Origin of the sequence: Pseudophaeobacter sp., from assembly GCF_048267565.1 — a bacterium.
Taxonomy (GTDB): Bacteria; Pseudomonadota; Alphaproteobacteria; order Rhodobacterales; family Rhodobacteraceae; genus Pseudophaeobacter; species Pseudophaeobacter profundi.
In genome coordinates, this window is sequence record NZ_JBLWXG010000008.1 from 112797 (window position 1) to 129276 (window position 16480).

Sequence of the window (16480 nt, forward strand, 5' to 3'; positions counted from 1 at the left end):
CGACAAAAGGCTGCGCCCTGCCCGGCTGCAGCCTTTTCCATTTGGCCCAGTCGCGCTAGATCCTGCCCCATGCTCGAAATCACAGATAACATCACAGTGCAGGACTGGGAACTCAGCGAGAGCTTCATGCGCGCCTCGGGGCCGGGCGGGCAGAATGTGAACAAGGTGGCCACCGCGGTTGAACTGCGTTTCGAAGCGGCCCGCTGTCCGGCACTGACCCCGGCGGTGAAATCCCGCCTCAAACGGCTGGCCGGACGCCGCTGGACCAAGGAAGGCGCGATCCTGTTGCAATGCGACGAAACCCGTTCGCAGCAACGCAACCGAGAACTGGTGCGCGACCGACTGGTGGCGCTGATCCGCCAGGCCCTGGTGGCGCCAAAACGTCGTATAGCGACCAAACCCACCCGCGGATCCGTCAAGCGGCGGCTGGACAGCAAAAAACAGCGCGGTGCGATCAAATCAACTCGTGGAAAAATCACTCCAGAGTGATCCTAGCGATTGCACCCACCCGCCGCCTTCGCCATGTTGTGCCCAAATTATTTTTGAGGAGAGCACATCATGCGGCTTGCTGGAAAATGCGCAATTGTAACAGGCGGCGCATCTGGTTTTGGTCTTGGTATCGTTGATAAATTTCTAGCCGAGGGCGCGCGGGTGATGATCGCAGACATCAATGCCGAAGCCGCCCAGACCATGGCAGCAGAGCGCGGCGACGCAGCCATGGCCCAGCAGGTTGATGTGGCGAATGCCGCTTCGGTCAACGCCATGGCCGAGGCCGCGATCGCCCACTTTGGCCAGGTCGATATCCTGGTCAATAATGCCGGCGTCACCCATCTGCCGACCCCCTTGGATGAGGTCAGCGAAGACGACTTTGACCGGGTGTTCAATGTGAACATGAAATCGGTCTACCTGACAGCCCGCGCCCTGGTGCCCCACATGAAATCCCGCGCGAGCGGAGTGATTCTCAACGTGGCTTCAACAGCAGGGGTCTCGCCGCGTGCCAATCTCAACTGGTATAACGCCTCCAAGGGCTGGATGATCACCGCGACCAAAACCATGGCCGTCGAACTGGCCCCGCAGGGCATCCGGGTCAATGCGATCAACCCGGTCGCCGGGGAAACGCCGCTGCTGAAATCCTTCATGGGCGAAGACACACCGGAGGTGCGCGCCAAGTTCATCTCGTCGATTCCAATCGGGCGGTTTTCCACCCCCGAGGACATGGGCAATGCCGCCTGCTATCTCTGCTCGGATGAGGCCAGCATGGTCACAGGCGTCGCCATGGAAGTCGACGGCGGCCGCTGCATCTAGGGGCCACCCGCCTCCCCCCCACCTGCCCGGTCGTCTTGACCGCACCCTTAGGTGTGTTTGAGACAGATCAAAGACCGGGCAGATGACATCTATAGAGCTGGGCCTCTCTGCCCAGTTCTTGGCTTTGGAACAGGAACCCGCCAAAATGATCCCAGGTCCCAAGAACCTTATCACGGATGTCCCCGGCCTGCTGGTCGGCAATGCCGATGATCCGGTGGTAAAATCAGGCACCACCGTACTGCTGAGCCCAGAACCGCTGACCGCGTCGGTCCATGTTATGGGTGGCGCGCCTGGCAGCCGCGAAACAGATCTCTTGGCACCGGATAAATCGGTCGCCAAGATTGACGCGCTGGTGCTTTCTGGCGGGTCGGCCTATGGGCTGGATGCCTGTTCCGGCGTGGTGGATGGGCTGCGGGCCGCTGGCAGGGGCTTTGCCCTGGGTCCCGCCATCATCCCGCTGGTGCCCGGCGCCATCCTGTTTGATCTGCTGAATGGTGGCGACAAGGACTGGCAGGATAACCCCTATCGCGCCCTGGGCCGCGCCGCCTTTCAGGCGGCCGCAACCGATTTCGCCCTTGGCAGCCATGGGGCTGGCATGGGGGCGCTGACCGCCATGGTAAAGGGCGGGCTGGGTTCTGCCTCTTTTGTGCTGGACAATGGCGTCACCGTTGGCGCCCTTGTTGCCGCCAATCCGATGGGCAGCGTCACCACCCCGGGGGATCGGCATTTCTGGGCTGCCCCCTTTGAGGTGGACGGTGAATTTGGCGGCCTCGGCCCGGATAGCGCCAGTGGGCTGGGTCGCAGCCTCGACAGTCGCAAGATGCGGGCCATGCACGCCCTGGCCGCGACAGACAGCCTGCCCAGCGAGCGCGGCAATACCACCATTGCCATCGTTGCGACCGATGCCGCCCTGAGCAAGGCGCAGTGTCAGCGGATGGCCACCGCCGCCCACGATGGGATTGGCCGCGCCACTGTTCCCGCCCATGCGCCCGGCGACGGCGATCTGGTCTTTGCTGCCAGCACCGGCGGGCGCGTGCTGGATGATATCGACACAGAGCTGGGCCAGATCGGCCATGCGGCCTCGCTCTGCCTGAGCCGCGCCATCGCCCGCGCAGTCTATTGCGCCACCCCCCAGGAAAACGATCTTCTGCCCTGCTGGAGCCCCAACCCATGACGCGACTTGCAGGCTGATCCTCTTCATGCGGCAAAGTCACCCGTTGACCATCTGACCAATTCGTCGCCGTATCCTCTCGCCAACTCAACAATTGGAGCAAGCAAATGAAACACATCCTGACAGCCACCCTTCTTGGCCTGCTGGCCGCACCGGCCTTCACAGCCCCCGCCTTTGCCGAAGGCGATCCGGCCAAGGGTGAGAAAGTTTTCAACCGCTGCAAATCTTGCCATACTATTGTGTCGGATAGCGGCGAAAACATCGTCAAGGGTGGCCGCACCGGTCCAAACCTCTGGGGCATCGCCGGTCGTACCGCCGGCACCTATGAAGGCTTCAAATACGGCGATGACCTGGCCGCTGCCGGCGCCGGTGGTCTGGTCTGGGATCTGGAAAACTTCACCGCCTTTACCGCTGACCCCCGCGGATTTCTGCGCAGCCATCTGGACGACAGCAAGGCAAAATCGAAAATGACCTTCAAGCTGAAGAAGGGCGCCGAGGATCTCTATGCCTTTCTGGCGCAGTATGGCCCCGCGCCAGAGGCCACAGCCGAGGAAGCGGCCTCGGAATAAGGCGCTTACTGGCTGACCCTGCGTCAGCCGGTAAATCTGCTCGAAACTTGGGCATCAAAGGCCGTGTCCCCAGGGGCGCGGCCTTTCGTACAGTTGCTTTGCGCCGCGCGCCGCGCTAGCCAATGTGGGCTTGGCCTTGACGGCACTCATCCTGGACCTTGAATGCCCCATATGATCCCGGCCTGGGTTAACGGCGAACTGACACCGGTAGAAAAGCTCCTGGCGCATGAACAGGGGCTGAAACACAAGGCCGTGTCGGTCTTTGTGGTCAAGGGCGTCAAGATCCTGATGCAGCGCCGGGCCCTGGGCAAATATCACACGCCGGGGCTCTGGGCGAATACCTGCTGCACCCATCCGATGTGGGAAGAAGCCTCCTCGGCCTGTGCGGTGCGGCGCATGCAGGAGGAGCTGGGCATCAGCGGGCTTTATCCTGAATTCCGCCATCAGCTGGAGTATCGCGCCGATGTGGGCCATGGTCTGATCGAGCACGAAGTCGTAGATGTCTTTCTGGCCCATGCCCATCGCCCGCTCGTGCCCAAGGCCAACCCGGCGGAGGTGATGGAAACCTGCTGGATGGATTATCACGATCTCCTCGCAGAGGTGCAGCGCCACCCAGAGCGCTTTACCCCCTGGCTCAAGATCTATCTGCGTCACTATGCAGACATCATCTTTGGCCCTGATCTGATCATCGCCTCCAAAGATTGATCCCGCCAAATCCCGGATCTACCTGCCAACGAAATGTCTCTGGCGCGGCCTTCAGCGCTTTTTCCTTGCCATGTGGGCAGGCCATGTGGTTCTGTGCCGTCAAATAATAGGAGGTATACTTACTATGTCCATTCTCATCGCAGGTGGTGGCATTGCCGGGCTAAGCCTCGGCCTGACGCTGCATCAGATTGGTGTGCCCTTTCACATCTACGAATCGACGGCGCAACTGCGCCCGCTTGGGGTTGGCATCAACCTGCAGCCCAATGCTGTGCGAGAACTCTTTGATCTCGGGCTTGAGGCAGAGCTGGACAGCATCGGCATTCGCACCCAGCAGCTGGGGTTCTATTCCAAGCTGGGCAAAACCATCTGGGAAGAGCCGCGCGGAATGCAGGCGGGCTATGCCTGGCCACAATATTCGGTGCATCGCGGTGAATTGCAGATGATGCTCTACCGGGCGCTGATCGCGCGGGCCGGGGAAGGCTGCATTACCACTGGGGCGCGGGCCTGTGGCTTTGAACACAGTGACAACGGCGCGGAACTTCTGCTCGCCGATGGCAGCCGTAAACACGGTAGCCTGCTGGTGGCTGCGGATGGCATTCATTCGGCGCTGCGCGCTCAGATGTATCCAGAAGAAGGCGCGCCCATCTGGAACGGGCGCATCCTGTGGCGCGCCACGACGCAAGGGCAACCCTGGAAAGGGGAGGCCGCCATGGTCATGATCGGCCACGACAGCCTGCGCCTGGTAGCCTATCCGATCTCGCGCCCCGATGCCGCGGGCCAGGTGACGCTGAACTGGATTGCCGAAAAGAGCTTTGACCCCGCCAGCCCCTGGAAAAAGGAAGACTGGAACCGCGCCGCCGATATCAATGATTTCATTTCGGATTTTGCAGATTGGCAGTTCGACTGGATTGATGTGCCAGGGCTGATCCGCGGCGCGGACGTGGTGTATGAATACCCCATGGTGGATCGCGACCCGCTGCCACAGTGGAGCTTTGGCGCGGTCTCTCTCATGGGGGATGCCGCCCACCCGACCTATCCGGTGGGATCCAATGGTGCCAGCCAGGCGATCCTGGACGCCCGGGTGATCGGGGCGAAACTGCTGGCGCAGGGCGTCACCCCGGCCGCCCTCGCCGCCTATGAGGCAGAGGTACGCCCGCTTGCAACAGGCATCGGCCAGACGAACCGGGCAGGCAAGGGGCCGGATGCGGTGTTGCAACAGGTCGAAGACCTCTGCGGCGGTGATTTCACCACCATTGACGAGGTGATCCCCCGCGCCGACCTGGCCGCCCATGCGGCGCGCTATAAATCCATCTCCGGCTTTTCGATCGAGGACCTGAACGCCCGCCCTGCCACCATCGCACCCGGCGCACGGATGGCGGGTTAGAAACACGGGGGGCCAAAGGGGCAGCACGGGAGCAGCACGGGGGCACAGGCAACGGTGAGCCCCCAGCAAGGGAGGGCTCCCGCCCGTCATCAGGCCCAAGGGGCCCTCTTTCCGTTGGGCCGGGCGCCGGGCCGGAGCCCGGCGTGGGCCTCCCCACCCCCCTTTGATCCAGACGCAACCGCGCCGCGCGTCAGCGCGGCGCCAGGCCCAAGGCCGCCAAGGTCTTTCGGCGCCAGCCGATGACCTGCGGGCGCGGGAGCCCCCCCCTTGCCTCTCGATATCCGGGTGCACGCAGTCAACCAGTCAACCGCACCACAGTCGACTTTACCAAGGTTGCGCCGACCTGCCAGGGCCGACGCAGACCTCTAGATGCCAATCACGGCCTGCACCGCGCGCTGCCAGCGGGCATAGGCGGCGTCGCGACGCGCCGGGTCCAATTGCGGGGTGAATTCGCGGTCCAGCGCCCAGGTGGCCGCAAACCCTGCCTTGTCAGGGTAAAGCCCGGCTTGCATACCCGCGAGCCACCCTGCCCCCAGCGCCGTGGTCTCCTGCATCCTGGGCCGATCCACTGCTGCGCCCAACAAATCCGAGAGACTCTGCATGGTCCAGTCGCTTGCGCTCATGCCGCCATCAACCCGCAGGCTCACCTGGGCCTCTTCCGGCCAGTCGGCCCGCATTGCCTCCCACAGGTCGCGGGTCTGATAGGCGACACTTTGCAACGCCGCACGGGCGAGCTCTGCCGGGCCAGAGCCACGGGTCAGCCCAAAGATGGCCCCCCGGCACTCGGGTTGCCAATAGGGCGCGCCCAGCCCGGTAAAAGCGGGCACCAAAAGAACATCCTGTTCCGGATCAGCCTGCGCGGCCAGCGCCCCCGTCTGTGCGGCATCATCGATAATGCCCAACCCATCGCGCAGCCACTGTACTGCGGCACCGGCAATAAAGATCGACCCTTCCAGCGCATAGGTTGGCTGCCCATCCAGCTGATAGGCCACGGTGGTCAGCATCCGGTTATTGGACAAAACCGGCGTTGCGCCGGTGTTCAGCAGGGCAAAACATCCCGTACCATAGGTGGATTTCATCATCCCCGGCTGAAAACAGGCCTGGCCGATGGTGGCCGCCTGCTGATCGCCCGCGACGCCCAGAATAGGCACCTCTGCCCCCAGAATATCGGCCTGGACAACCCCAAAATCAGCGGCACAATCCTTGACCTCGGGCAGCATCGCCATTGGCACCTGCATCAAGGCACAGATCTCGCTGCTCCAGCTGCCTGTATGAATGTCATACAGCATGGTGCGCGAAGCGTTGGTGGCATCGGTCACATGCGCTTTGCCGCCGGTCAACCGCCAGATCAGAAAGCTGTCGATGGTACCAAAGAGCAGAGCACCGCGTTCTGCCTGGTCCCGTGCATCGGGCTGCTGATCCAGGATCCAGCGAACCTTGCTTCCTGAAAAATAGGGATCCAGCAGCAGCCCCGTCTGCTGGCGGATCAGATCTTCATGGCCCGCCGCGCGCAGGCTATCGCAGAATTCGGCGGTACGCCGGTCCTGCCAGACGATCGCCCTATGTACCGGTTTGCCGCTGTCCCTGTGCCAAACCGCTGTGGTTTCGCGCTGATTGGTAATGCCGATACCCGCCAGATCAGAGGCGCTGATACCGCAATCGGCCAGCACCTGGCTGCAGGTGGCAACCGTGCTTTGCCAGATCTCTTCCAGATCGTGCTCTACCCAACCTGCCTTGGGAAAATACTGCGGAAATTCCTGCTGCGCCGTACCCACGGCCTGCATTTCCGCATCAAACAATACAGCCCGTGTTGACGTGGTGCCCTGGTCGATTGCCAGAATGTAACTCATGTCCCGCCCCTTGATGGATCTCCTCAGGGCGAGACTTTAACGGCAAGATGTTACCGCTGCCAGTGCTTACTAAATAGTTAGTTCACGAAATCGGCTAGACCGCAACATTATCGATCAGCCGCACACCTTCCAGCCAGGCCGCCACAAACAGGCGCGCAGGGTGATCCGGGCCACCCGTGGTCTCCAGGGCGCGCAGATCCACAGCCGAGCAGAGCGAGAGGTACTCCACTTCGTCGAACCCGGCAGCAAGGATATCAGCCTCGGCCTGCTTGCCCAGCGGCGCGAAAGACCCGCCTGCGGCCAGCTCTGCGGCCAGACCGGTCAGAATGGGATGCATCATCCCCGCCTGTTTCACACCAGCCGCAGACAGTCGCAAATTGCGCGAGGACATTGCCAGGCCAGAGGCCTCGCGCACCGTTGGGCAGCCCACCACCTCTATCGGGATATCCAGATCCCGCGCCATGCGCCGCACCACCAGAAGCTGCTGATAGTCTTTTTCGCCAAAAAACGCCTGATGCGCCCCGGTTTGCAAGAACAGCTTGGCCACCACCGTCGCAACCCCGTCAAAATGACCGGGGCGACAGGCGCCCTCCATCTGATCCGCCACCCCGGCCACCGCAACATTGGAGGCAAAGCCATCGGGGTAGATCTGGTCCGGGTCCGGCACATAGATAGCATCGACACCATAGGGGGCCAGTTTGATGGCATCCTCATGTTCGGTGCGCGGATAATTGGCCAGATCTTCGGGATTGTTGAACTGTTTTGGATTGACAAAAATCGTCACGACAACCCGGTCACAGGCGGCTTTGGCGGCCTCGACCAGCGACAGATGCCCTGCATGCAGGGCCCCCATAGTGGGCACAACACCGACCTTCTCGCCGGCACGGGTCCAGTCACTCTGTTTGGCGCGCAGCGCGGCGAGGCGGCGAATAATCGGAACGGTCATGAACGTATTCACCCTTTGGCGGCTGTTTGATCGGCAAAAACATGTTCGGCGGCCGGAAAGCTGCGCGCGCGGACATCGGCGGCATAGGCCGCAATCGCGGCCTCGGCATCAGCGCCCAGGTTGCCATAGCGTTTGACAAATTTTGGTTTGAAGGCGGTGAACAGCCCTAGCATGTCATCCACCACCAGGATCTGGCCATCACAGCCGACCGAGGCGCCAATGCCAATGGTCGGGATCGCCACGGCGGCGGTAATCTCATCCGCCAGTGTTTGCGGCACTTTTTCCAGCACCACGGCAAAGGCACCGGCCTCGGCCACCGCATGGGCACCCGCGATCACCGCAGCGCCGGCGGCATCGCGCCCCTGCACCTTATACCCGCCAAGGGTGTTGATTGATTGTGGCGTAAGCCCCAGATGCGCCATGACCGGAATGCCCCGCTCTACCAGAAAGCGGATGGTCGCGGCCATCTCGACACCGCCCTCCAGCTTGACCGCAGCCGCCCCGGTTTCGCGCATCAGCCGGGCGGCATTACGAAAGGCCTGCGCCGGGCTTTCTTCATAGGACCCAAACGGCATGTCAATCACCAGCATCGCATGCGACAGGCCGCGCGCAACCGCCGCGCCGTGAAGAATCATCATCTCCATCGTGACCCCCAGCGTCGATGGAAGGCCATGCAGCACCATGCCGACGCTGTCACCGACCAAAATAAAATCACAATGTTGATCCATCATCTGCGCCATCGGCGTGGTATAAGCTGTCAGGCTGACAATTGGCGTTTTGCCCTTTTTCGCAAGGATATCTCCTGCGGTAACGGCGGGTTTTTTTGAGTTCGCGCTCATGAATTTCCCTGGGTTTGTACGGGTTGCGCACGGCTATCAACTAAAGCCCTGCGCTTCTAGGCGACGAATTGTCTCTCACCCCTTGATTACCCCACGGAAAAGAGGAAACCTTAGCGCAAAGCCCCCGGCAACAGGGGACCCATCGCAACAAGGGAACTGGAAATGACATTCAGATCAATCGTTTTTGCCGCTAGCTCTACACTGGCACTGATAGCAGGCGCAGCATCGGCCAAGGAGTCCGTGATCATCGGACTGCAGCTGGAGCCGCCTCACCTTGACCCGACCAGCGCTGCCGCCGGGGCGATTGACCAGGTACTTTATTCCAATGTTTTTGAAGGGCTGACCCGGTTTATGGGCGATGGATCGGTTGTGCCAGGCCTCGCCAATAGCTGGGAAATCTCGGAAGACGGGCTGAGCTATACCTTTCATCTGAACAGTGGTGTCACATTCCATGATGGCAGCAGCATGGACGCCGAAGATGTGAAATTCTCGCTGGATCGCGCCCGCGCCGAAGACAGCACCAATGCGCAAAAGGCCCTGTTTGCCGATATCGCCAGCGTCGATGTGGTTGACCCCGAAACAGTCAAGATCACCCTGAGCGAACCCAATGGCAACATGCTGTTCAACCTGGCCTGGGGCGATGCCGTCATCGTTGCCCCCGAGAGCATCGATGACATCAAGACCACCCCTGTTGGCACTGGTGCCTTCAAATTCTCGGGCTGGGTGCAGGGCGACAGCATCACCTTGGAAAAGAACGCCGACTACTGGGGCACCCCTGCTGTGCTCGACAACGCCACCTTCAAGTTCATCTCGGACCCTACCGCCGCCTTTGCTGCAGTGATGGCCGAGGATGTGGACGCCTTCGCAAGCTTCCCGGCGCCGGAAAACCTGCCGCAGTTTGACGCCGATCCGCGTTTCCAGGTGCTGGTTGGTTCGACCGAGGGGGAAACCATCCTGTCGACCAACAACAAGCAGGCGCCTTTTGATGATCTGCGGGTGCGCCAAGCGCTGGCGCATGCGATTGATCGCCAGGCCATCATCGACGGTGCCATGTTTGGCTATGGCACCCCAATCGGCAGCCATTTTGCTCCGCATCATCCCGCCTATGTCGATCTGACCGGCCAATCCGCCTATGACCCGGAACAGGCCAAGGCGCTGCTGGCCGAGGCTGGCCTGGCGGATGGCTTCAAGACCACCCTGCACCTGCCGCCGCCCTCCTATGCCCGTCGTGGTGGCGAAATCGTCGCCGCCCAGCTGGCACAGGTTGGCATCGAGGCTGAAATCATCAATGTGGAATGGGCCCAGTGGCTGGAAACCGTGTTCCGCGGCAAGGATTTTGGCCTCACCATCGTCAGCCATACCGAGCCAATGGACATCGGCATCTATGCGCGCCCGGACTACTACTTTCAGTATGACAATCCTGAATTCCAAGAGCTGATGACCAGCCTGAACGCAACCACGGATCCAGATCAGCGCATGGCAATGCTCAAGCAGGCGCAGGAAACCATCGCAAATGACTATGTGAACGGATACCTGTTCCAGATGGCCTCTCTCAGCGTAGCCAAGGCCGATCTACAGGGACTTTGGGCCAATGCGCCGACCCAAGCCATTGACCTGACCGCCGTCAGCTGGGCTGACTAGACCCCCTATGCGCAGAGAGCCTGACAAGGCTCTGTGCTGCAACTGGACAATGCCTTCTGCCGGGCGCGACATCTCTCGCCCGGCAGCCTTAATCTTGCAGGACAGACATGATGATTGATCTCTACCCGGCCGGCAGCCGCCCCAGCCGCAAAGCCCCGCCGCAGTGGTTCACCGGCGATGTCTGGCTTGATCCTATCATCGACGCCCCTGCCCCTGCCCGTGTTTCTGCCCTGCGGGTGAGTTTTGCGCCAAGCGCACGCACCGCCTGGCACAGCCATCCCCTGGGACAGACCCTACAGGTGATCAGCGGCCTGGGCCTGATTGCCCTGCGCGATGAAGCCCCCCGCCAGATGCGCCCGGGCGATACCATCTGGATTCCACCCGGCGTCGAACACTGGCATGGTGCCGCACCGGACACTGCCATGGTTCATCTGGCCATCCAGGAAGGCCTTGATGGCTCTGCCGCTGAATGGCTAGAGCACGTCAGCGACACCGACTATCTACGCCCCACAAAGAGCGACTAATACCCATGCTACGCTATGCACTGAAACGGGGGCTGTCACTGACGATAAGCCTCGCCGTTGCCTCGCTTGTCATCTTTTTTGTCATCGAGATCGCGCCGGGAGATCCGGCTTCCTTCATGCTGGGCATCAATGCCGAGCCAGATACCGTTGCCGCCCTGCGCACCGAACTGGGGCTGGATCAAAGCAAGCTTCAGCGCTACCTCGGTTGGGTTGGCGGTATGCTGACCGGCGATTTTGGCATGTCCTATACCTATCGCACCCCGGTGGCAGAAATGATCACTGATCGCATGTGGGTGTCCCTGCCGCTGGCAATCTATGCGCTGACCCTGTCGACGCTGATCGCCTTTCCCGCCGGGATCTACGCCGCCGCACGCCGCGGCAAGCCTGGCGACATGGCAGTGATGGGGGCCACCCAGCTGGGCGTCGCGGTGCCAAATTTCTGGTTTGCGATGATCCTGGTGCTGATCTTTGCCATCAACCTGCGCTGGTTTGGGGCCGGCGGCTTTGCCGGTTGGGACGAAGGCTTTGGCCCGGCGATGAAGTCGCTGACCCTGCCTGCCATTGCCCTGGCCCTGCCCCAGGCTGCCATTCTGGCACGGGTCATGCGCTCGGCTTTGCTCGATATTCTTGGCGAAGATTTCATGCGCACCGCCCGCGCCAAGGGGCTGACACGACGTCAGGCGCTGTGGCGGCATGGGCTGCGCAATGCGATGATTCCGGTGCTGACCATCATCGGCCTGCAGTTTTCATTTCTGCTGGCCGGGGCCATCATCATCGAACAGGTGTTTTTCCTGCCCGGTCTGGGCCGGTTGGTGTTCCAGGCCATTTCCGCCCGCGACCTGATCGTGGTTGAATCCGTTGTGATGCTTTTGGTCTTTGCCGTGATCAGCGTCAATTTTCTGGTCGATCTTGCCTATGCGCTGGTTGACCCCCGCCTGCGCAGCCGCACGTAAAGGAGCCTGCCGATGAACCGCAATCTTATCTTCGGGCTGGGACTGTCCTGCGTGGTCGTTCTGGCGGCGCTGATTTCCTTTGTCTGGACCCCCTTTGACCACACGGCGATGAATATTCCCGCCAAGCTGCAAACGCCCAATGGCACCCACTGGCTGGGCACCGATCACTTTGGCCGCGATATCTTTTCCATGATCATGGTAGGTGCGCGGACCTCTATCGCCGTGGCCCTGGTGGCCGTCGGCATCGGCATGGGGCTGGGGGTGCCGCTGGGCCTGGCAGCAGCCGCCAAGAAAGGCAGCTTGCTGGACGAAGGCATCATGCGGGCCAATGATCTGGTCTTTGCCTTTCCGTCCCTGGTGATCGCCATCCTGATCACAGCCATCTTTGGCGCTGGTGCCATAAATGCCATCATCGCCATCGGCATCTTCAACATACCGGTCTTTGCCCGCATCACCCGCGGTGCGGCGCTGTCCCTGTGGGAACGCGAATTCATTCTGGCAGCTCAGGTTTCCGGCAAGGGCGCGGCGCGCATATCGGCCGAACATATCCTGCCAAATGTGGCCAATCTGCTGATCGTACAGGGCACCATTCAGTTTTCCCTTGGCATCCTGGCCGAGGCAGGCCTGTCCTATGTCGGACTAGGTGCGCAGCCACCCACCCCCAGCTGGGGCCGGATGCTGGCCGATGCCCAAACCATGGTGAGCTTTGCGCCGCATCTCGCCCTTATTCCCGGCTCTGCCATTGTGGTAACGGTGCTGGGGCTGAACCTGATGGGCGACGGTCTGCGTGACTGGCTTGACCCCAAACTGAGACTGGCACGCTGATGACATTGCTGAACATTTCCAACCTATCCCTGCGCATCGGTACTTTTGAGATCCTCAAGGATGTCTCTTTTTCCGTCGCCCCTGGTGAAATCGTCGCCGTTACCGGTGAGAGCGGATCCGGCAAATCGATGACAGCCTTTTCCGTCATGGGCCTGCTGCCCGACACCGCCGAGGCCAGCGGCGCGCTTTATCTGGAAGACCAGAACCTGCTGGACCTCAGTGAGGCGCAGATGTGCGGCATGCGCGGCAAGAACATTGGCATGGTGTTCCAGGAACCGATGACCGCGCTGAACCCGGTGAAAACCATTGGCGATCAGGTGATGGAAACCATCCTGATCCACAAGGCGATGTCCCCTGATCAGGCCCGCGACCGCGCCCGCGCCCTGTTGGACCGGGTCGGCCTGCCGGAAGACCGCTTTCCACTGGGCCGGTTCCCGCATGAACTGTCCGGTGGGCAACGTCAGCGGGTGGTCATCGCCATGGCCATCGCCCTGCGTCCCAAGCTGTTGATCGCCGATGAACCCACCACGGCGCTGGATGTGACAACCCAGGCGCAGATCCTTGATCTGCTGCGCGATCTGGTGCGCGAATTCGATATGGGGCTGATGATCATCACCCATGATCTGGCGGTGGTGGCGGACCTCGCCGATCGCATCGTGGTGATGCGCCACGGCGAACTGGTCGAAACAGGCTCTACCCAAGAGCTGTTGCACAATATGCAGCACCCCTACACAAAGATGCTCTTTGCCGCCTCCAACCACCAGGTGACACTGCCGCAAGCCCCCGCCCCCAAGCCACTGCTAGAGGTGTCTGGCGCCATCCGTGACTACCCACTGCCGCGCGACGGGCTGTTTGCAAAGCCCAAGCATTTTCGCGCCGTCAAGGAGGTGTCCTTCACCCTGTACCGGGGCGAGCGCCTGGGGCTGGTAGGGGAATCCGGTTGCGGAAAATCGACCCTGACACGGGCTATTCTGGGGTTGGAGCCGCTGCAGGGCGGGGATATTCGCTTGGATGGGTTGCCCATCACCACTGAACAGAACCCGGAAATCCGCCGCCGTATGCAGGTGGTGTTCCAGGACCCGTTTGGCAGCTTCAACCCACGTCACCGGGTGGACCGGCTGATCACCGAACCCTTTCACACCCTGACCGACCCGCCCAAGGGCATGGCCCGCAGCGATCTGATCACTGAAACCCTGCGCGCCGTGGGCTTGAAGTCCGACGACGCGCAGAAATACATTCACCAGTTTTCCGGCGGCCAGCGCCAGCGTATCGCCATTGCCCGCGCCCTGATCACCCGGCCTGAACTGATCCTGTTTGACGAAGCGGTCTCAGCGCTGGATGTTTCGGTGCGCGCGCAGATCCTCGATCTGCTGGCCGAACTCTGCGAGGCCTACGGGCTGAGCTACCTGTTCATCAGTCACGACCTCAGCGTGGTACGGACCATCACCGACCGCTGTCTGGTGATGCAAAAGGGCGAAATCGTCGAGGCGGCCCCAACGGAAGAGATCTTTGCCGCCCCCCAGCATCCCTATACCCGCGCGCTGATTGCAGCAGCACCGCAACTGCCGGATCTGAACCAGGGCGCTGCCTGATGGTAACGCTGTCGCTGATACTACCCCGCCAACAGGCGGTCTTTGCCTCGGTGTTGGCACCCTACTTCCACGAGGTCAGCCCAGAGGCAAAGATTGATCCGGTGAAACGCGCCGAGCAGATGCTCAATCGGCGCGACGTGACCGCATTCTGGATCCACCAGGGCGCGGCCCGCATCGGGTTTGCGCTGGTGCTGAACCTGCCCGACGACCGCCGAGAGCTATCGGAATTCCGGATCTCGCCGCAGCTGCGGCGGCAGGGGCTGGGCCGGGCGGCCGCCAGCCTGATCTTGCAGGAATTCCCTGGCCGCTGGCGCATGGGCATATCCGAGCGCTCACCGCAGGCCGCCGCCTTCTGGGGCACCTGTCTCAGCCTGGTGCCCGGTCTCAGCGATCTGAAGACTGGCGCGCCCTTTACCGAACATCAAACCAAAAGCTACACATTTGACATTGCAGGACCCGAACATGCCTAACCCACAGACCCCTGACGCAAGCCCTCTCTGGTTCGACCCCAGCCTGTGCCTTATTGGCGCCAACTGGCAACCCGCCACCAACGGTGAAACCCTGCCGCTGGTCAACCCCTCCGATGGCAGCGCCCTGTGCCAGATCGCCCGTGGCACCAGCGCCGATATCGATGCCGCCGTCCAGGCCGCCAAAGCAGCGCTGGAAGGTGACTGGGGCAGGATGAGCGCACTGGAACGTGGCCGCATCCTGACCCGGATTGGCCAGCTGGTGCTGGAACGGGTGGATGAGTTGGCCGCGCTTGAGGCCATGGATGTGGGCAAACCCCTGACCCAGGCCCGCGCCGATGCCGTCGCCCTGGCGCGCTACTGCGAATTTTACGGCGGTGCGGCGGACAAGGTACATGGCGAGACCATTCCCTATCTGGACGGCTATACCGTCTATACCCTGCGTGAACCGCACGGTGTCACCGGCCATATCGTTCCCTGGAACTATCCGATGCAGATCATCGGGCGCTCGGTCGGGGCGGCGCTGACCATGGGCAATGCCTGTGTGCTGAAACCAGCAGAAGAGGCCTGCCTGACCGCGCTGGCCTTTGCCCATATCGCCCAGGAAGCCGGGCTGCCCGCCGGGGCGCTGAACGTGGTGCCCGGTATCGGTGCCGAGGCAGGCGCGGCGCTGACCGCGCATCCAAGCGTACATCACATCTCTTTCACCGGGTCGGTAGCCACCGGCGCGCTGGTGCAGCAATCTGCGGGCAAGAATGTGGTACCTGTGACGCTGGAGCTGGGCGGCAAATCCCCCCAGCTGGTGTTTGCCGACGCCGATCTGGACGCGGCGCTGCCGTTTTTGGTCAATGCCGGCATTCAGAACGCCGGGCAGACCTGCTCTGCCTCTTCGCGCATTCTGGTGCAGCGCGGCGTCTATGAAACGGTCAAGGCCCGCATGGCTGCAGCCTATGACGAGTTGACTGTTGGCCCGGCCGGCGATGATCTGCGCCTTGGGCCACTGATTTCAAACCGCCAGAAAGAGATCGTCGAGGGCTTCCTTGCCAAGGGCGCAGATCTGCAACTGGCAGCCCAGGGACGCATCGTTGACGGCGCACCGGACACCGGTGCCTATGTACGTCCCACCCTGTTTGCCGATGTGCCAGCCGATCACGCACTGGCCCAGCAAGAAATCTTTGGCCCGGTGCAGGTACTCATCCCCTTTGATACCGAGGAAGAGGCGCTCAACATTGCCAATTCCACCGAGTTCGGCCTGGTTGCCAGCGTCTGGAGCCGCGATGGCGCCCGCCAGATGCGCTTGGCCAAGAAGCTGCATGCGGGTCAGGTGTTCCTCAACAACTATGGCGCTGGCGGCGGGGTTGAGCTGCCCTTTGGCGGCGTTGGCAAATCCGGCCATGGCCGCGAAAAGGGCTTTGAGGCGCTCTACGGGTTTTCCCAGCTCAAGACCGTGGCCGCCCATCACGGCTAGAGACGCTTGACCAACCCACAGGTCGTGATGAACGGGCTGTATCAGAGGGTTTGCGCCGCGCAAGCTCGTCGCGAGTGGCAGGCCGCGCCTATGGCGCGGCCTGCCCGTTTCGGCAAATACTGCGATTGCGGCAAACGAACGTTTGAGCGCAAAGTGGTGAATGTTGCCGTACGCATAAATGGCAGCAATCTGTGCAATAGCGGAATTTGCAAAGTCCGCCTCACGACCTGGGAACACAGCA

Annotated in this window: 16 protein-coding genes; 13 read left to right on the forward strand and 3 right to left on the reverse strand. The window is 61.7% G+C overall.

Annotated features, from left to right (window positions below):
- Positions 1-69: 69 nt before the first annotated feature.
- From arfB to ACN0VH_RS16220, 6 genes are all read left to right on the forward strand, one after another.
- A complete protein-coding gene (gene arfB, locus ACN0VH_RS16195; RefSeq protein ID WP_278923904.1) occupies positions 70-489 on the forward strand; it encodes an alternative ribosome rescue aminoacyl-tRNA hydrolase ArfB in 420 nt (139 codons plus the stop codon).
- Between the two features lie 69 nt (positions 490-558).
- Entirely contained in the window at positions 559-1305 is a 747-nt protein-coding gene (locus tag ACN0VH_RS16200) for an SDR family oxidoreductase (protein ID WP_278923903.1), read from the forward strand.
- A gap of 145 nt (positions 1306-1450) precedes the next feature.
- Positions 1451-2479 (forward strand): P1 family peptidase, encoded by a 1029-nt coding sequence (locus tag ACN0VH_RS16205; protein WP_278923969.1) that lies wholly within the window; start codon positions 1451-1453, stop codon positions 2477-2479.
- A 104-nt stretch (positions 2480-2583) separates the two neighbouring features.
- Positions 2584-3045: a c-type cytochrome gene (locus ACN0VH_RS16210; RefSeq protein WP_417701270.1), complete on the forward strand. Its 462-nt coding sequence runs from the start codon at positions 2584-2586 to the stop codon at positions 3043-3045.
- Positions 3046-3207: 162 nt separating this feature from the next.
- Positions 3208-3750: an isopentenyl-diphosphate Delta-isomerase gene (locus ACN0VH_RS16215; protein ID WP_278923901.1), complete on the forward strand. Its 543-nt coding sequence runs from the start codon at positions 3208-3210 to the stop codon at positions 3748-3750.
- A 124-nt stretch (positions 3751-3874) separates the two neighbouring features.
- Positions 3875-5134: a flavin-dependent oxidoreductase gene (locus ACN0VH_RS16220; protein WP_417701272.1), complete on the forward strand. Its 1260-nt coding sequence runs from the start codon at positions 3875-3877 to the stop codon at positions 5132-5134.
- A 365-nt stretch (positions 5135-5499) separates the two neighbouring features.
- On the opposite strand, the gene glpK is transcribed toward ACN0VH_RS16220, so the two are convergent.
- The 3 genes from glpK to panB form a co-directional block, all read right to left on the reverse strand.
- Positions 5500-6984 carry a glycerol kinase GlpK gene (glpK, locus tag ACN0VH_RS16225; protein WP_278923899.1) on the reverse strand — a complete coding sequence of 495 codons (1485 nt, stop codon included), beginning with the start codon at positions 6982-6984 and terminating at the stop codon, positions 5500-5502.
- A 94-nt stretch (positions 6985-7078) separates the two neighbouring features.
- A complete protein-coding gene (gene panC / locus ACN0VH_RS16230) occupies positions 7079-7930 on the reverse strand; it encodes a pantoate--beta-alanine ligase (RefSeq protein ID WP_417701274.1) in 852 nt (283 codons plus the stop codon).
- A gap of 8 nt (positions 7931-7938) precedes the next feature.
- Positions 7939-8769 (reverse strand): 3-methyl-2-oxobutanoate hydroxymethyltransferase, encoded by an 831-nt coding sequence (panB, locus tag ACN0VH_RS16235; protein ID WP_278923897.1) that lies wholly within the window; start codon positions 8767-8769, stop codon positions 7939-7941.
- Between the two features lie 162 nt (positions 8770-8931).
- Between panB and ACN0VH_RS16240 the strand changes: the two genes are divergently transcribed.
- The 7 genes from ACN0VH_RS16240 to ACN0VH_RS16270 all read left to right on the forward strand — a co-directional run bounded on the left by ACN0VH_RS16240 (position 8932) and on the right by ACN0VH_RS16270 (position 16239).
- Entirely contained in the window at positions 8932-10410 is a 1479-nt protein-coding gene (locus ACN0VH_RS16240; RefSeq protein WP_417701276.1) for an ABC transporter substrate-binding protein, read from the forward strand.
- 110 nt (positions 10411-10520) lie between these two features.
- Positions 10521-10934 carry a (R)-mandelonitrile lyase gene (locus ACN0VH_RS16245; protein WP_278923968.1) on the forward strand — a complete coding sequence of 138 codons (414 nt, stop codon included), beginning with the start codon at positions 10521-10523 and terminating at the stop codon, positions 10932-10934.
- Between the two features lie 5 nt (positions 10935-10939).
- On the forward strand, positions 10940-11887 hold the full coding sequence (locus ACN0VH_RS16250; RefSeq protein ID WP_278923895.1) for an ABC transporter permease: 948 nt from the start codon (positions 10940-10942) through the stop codon (positions 11885-11887).
- 12 nt (positions 11888-11899) lie between these two features.
- Positions 11900-12712, forward strand: a complete 813-nt coding sequence (locus ACN0VH_RS16255; protein WP_278923894.1) for an ABC transporter permease — start codon at positions 11900-11902, stop codon at positions 12710-12712.
- On the forward strand, positions 12712-14304 hold the full coding sequence (locus ACN0VH_RS16260; RefSeq protein ID WP_417701279.1) for an ABC transporter ATP-binding protein: 1593 nt from the start codon (positions 12712-12714) through the stop codon (positions 14302-14304). The genes ACN0VH_RS16255 and ACN0VH_RS16260 overlap by 1 nt, the downstream gene beginning before the upstream one ends.
- Entirely contained in the window at positions 14304-14774 is a 471-nt protein-coding gene (locus ACN0VH_RS16265; protein ID WP_417701281.1) for a GNAT family N-acetyltransferase, read from the forward strand. The genes ACN0VH_RS16260 and ACN0VH_RS16265 overlap by 1 nt, the downstream gene beginning before the upstream one ends.
- Positions 14767-16239 carry an aldehyde dehydrogenase family protein gene (locus ACN0VH_RS16270; RefSeq protein ID WP_417701283.1) on the forward strand — a complete coding sequence of 491 codons (1473 nt, stop codon included), beginning with the start codon at positions 14767-14769 and terminating at the stop codon, positions 16237-16239. Before ACN0VH_RS16265 ends, ACN0VH_RS16270 begins: the two co-directional genes overlap by 8 nt.
- Positions 16240-16480 lie beyond the last annotated feature (241 nt).

Excerpts from the sequence above, each read along its gene's own strand:
- arfB (WP_278923904.1), top strand. The coding sequence starts at position 70 with ATGCTCGAAATCACAGATAACATCACAGTGCAGGACTGGGAACTCAGC.
- ACN0VH_RS16200 (WP_278923903.1), top strand. The coding sequence starts at position 559 with ATGCGGCTTGCTGGAAAATGCGCAATTGTAACAGGCGGCGCATCTGGT.
- ACN0VH_RS16205 (WP_278923969.1), top strand. The coding sequence starts at position 1,451 with ATGATCCCAGGTCCCAAGAACCTTATCACGGATGTCCCCGGCCTGCTG.
- ACN0VH_RS16210 (WP_417701270.1), top strand. The coding sequence starts at position 2,584 with ATGAAACACATCCTGACAGCCACCCTTCTTGGCCTGCTGGCCGCACCG.
- ACN0VH_RS16215 (WP_278923901.1), top strand. The coding sequence starts at position 3,208 with ATGCCCCATATGATCCCGGCCTGGGTTAACGGCGAACTGACACCGGTA.
- ACN0VH_RS16220 (WP_417701272.1), top strand. The coding sequence starts at position 3,875 with ATGTCCATTCTCATCGCAGGTGGTGGCATTGCCGGGCTAAGCCTCGGC.
- glpK (WP_278923899.1), bottom strand. The coding sequence starts at position 6,984 with ATGAGTTACATTCTGGCAATCGACCAGGGCACCACGTCAACACGGGCT.
- panC (WP_417701274.1), bottom strand. The coding sequence starts at position 7,930 with ATGACCGTTCCGATTATTCGCCGCCTCGCCGCGCTGCGCGCCAAACAG.
- panB (WP_278923897.1), bottom strand. The coding sequence starts at position 8,769 with ATGAGCGCGAACTCAAAAAAACCCGCCGTTACCGCAGGAGATATCCTT.
- ACN0VH_RS16240 (WP_417701276.1), top strand. The coding sequence starts at position 8,932 with ATGACATTCAGATCAATCGTTTTTGCCGCTAGCTCTACACTGGCACTG.
- ACN0VH_RS16245 (WP_278923968.1), top strand. The coding sequence starts at position 10,521 with ATGATTGATCTCTACCCGGCCGGCAGCCGCCCCAGCCGCAAAGCCCCG.
- ACN0VH_RS16250 (WP_278923895.1), top strand. The coding sequence starts at position 10,940 with ATGCTACGCTATGCACTGAAACGGGGGCTGTCACTGACGATAAGCCTC.
- ACN0VH_RS16255 (WP_278923894.1), top strand. The coding sequence starts at position 11,900 with ATGAACCGCAATCTTATCTTCGGGCTGGGACTGTCCTGCGTGGTCGTT.
- ACN0VH_RS16260 (WP_417701279.1), top strand. The coding sequence starts at position 12,712 with ATGACATTGCTGAACATTTCCAACCTATCCCTGCGCATCGGTACTTTT.
- ACN0VH_RS16265 (WP_417701281.1), top strand. The coding sequence starts at position 14,304 with ATGGTAACGCTGTCGCTGATACTACCCCGCCAACAGGCGGTCTTTGCC.
- ACN0VH_RS16270 (WP_417701283.1), top strand. The coding sequence starts at position 14,767 with ATGCCTAACCCACAGACCCCTGACGCAAGCCCTCTCTGGTTCGACCCC.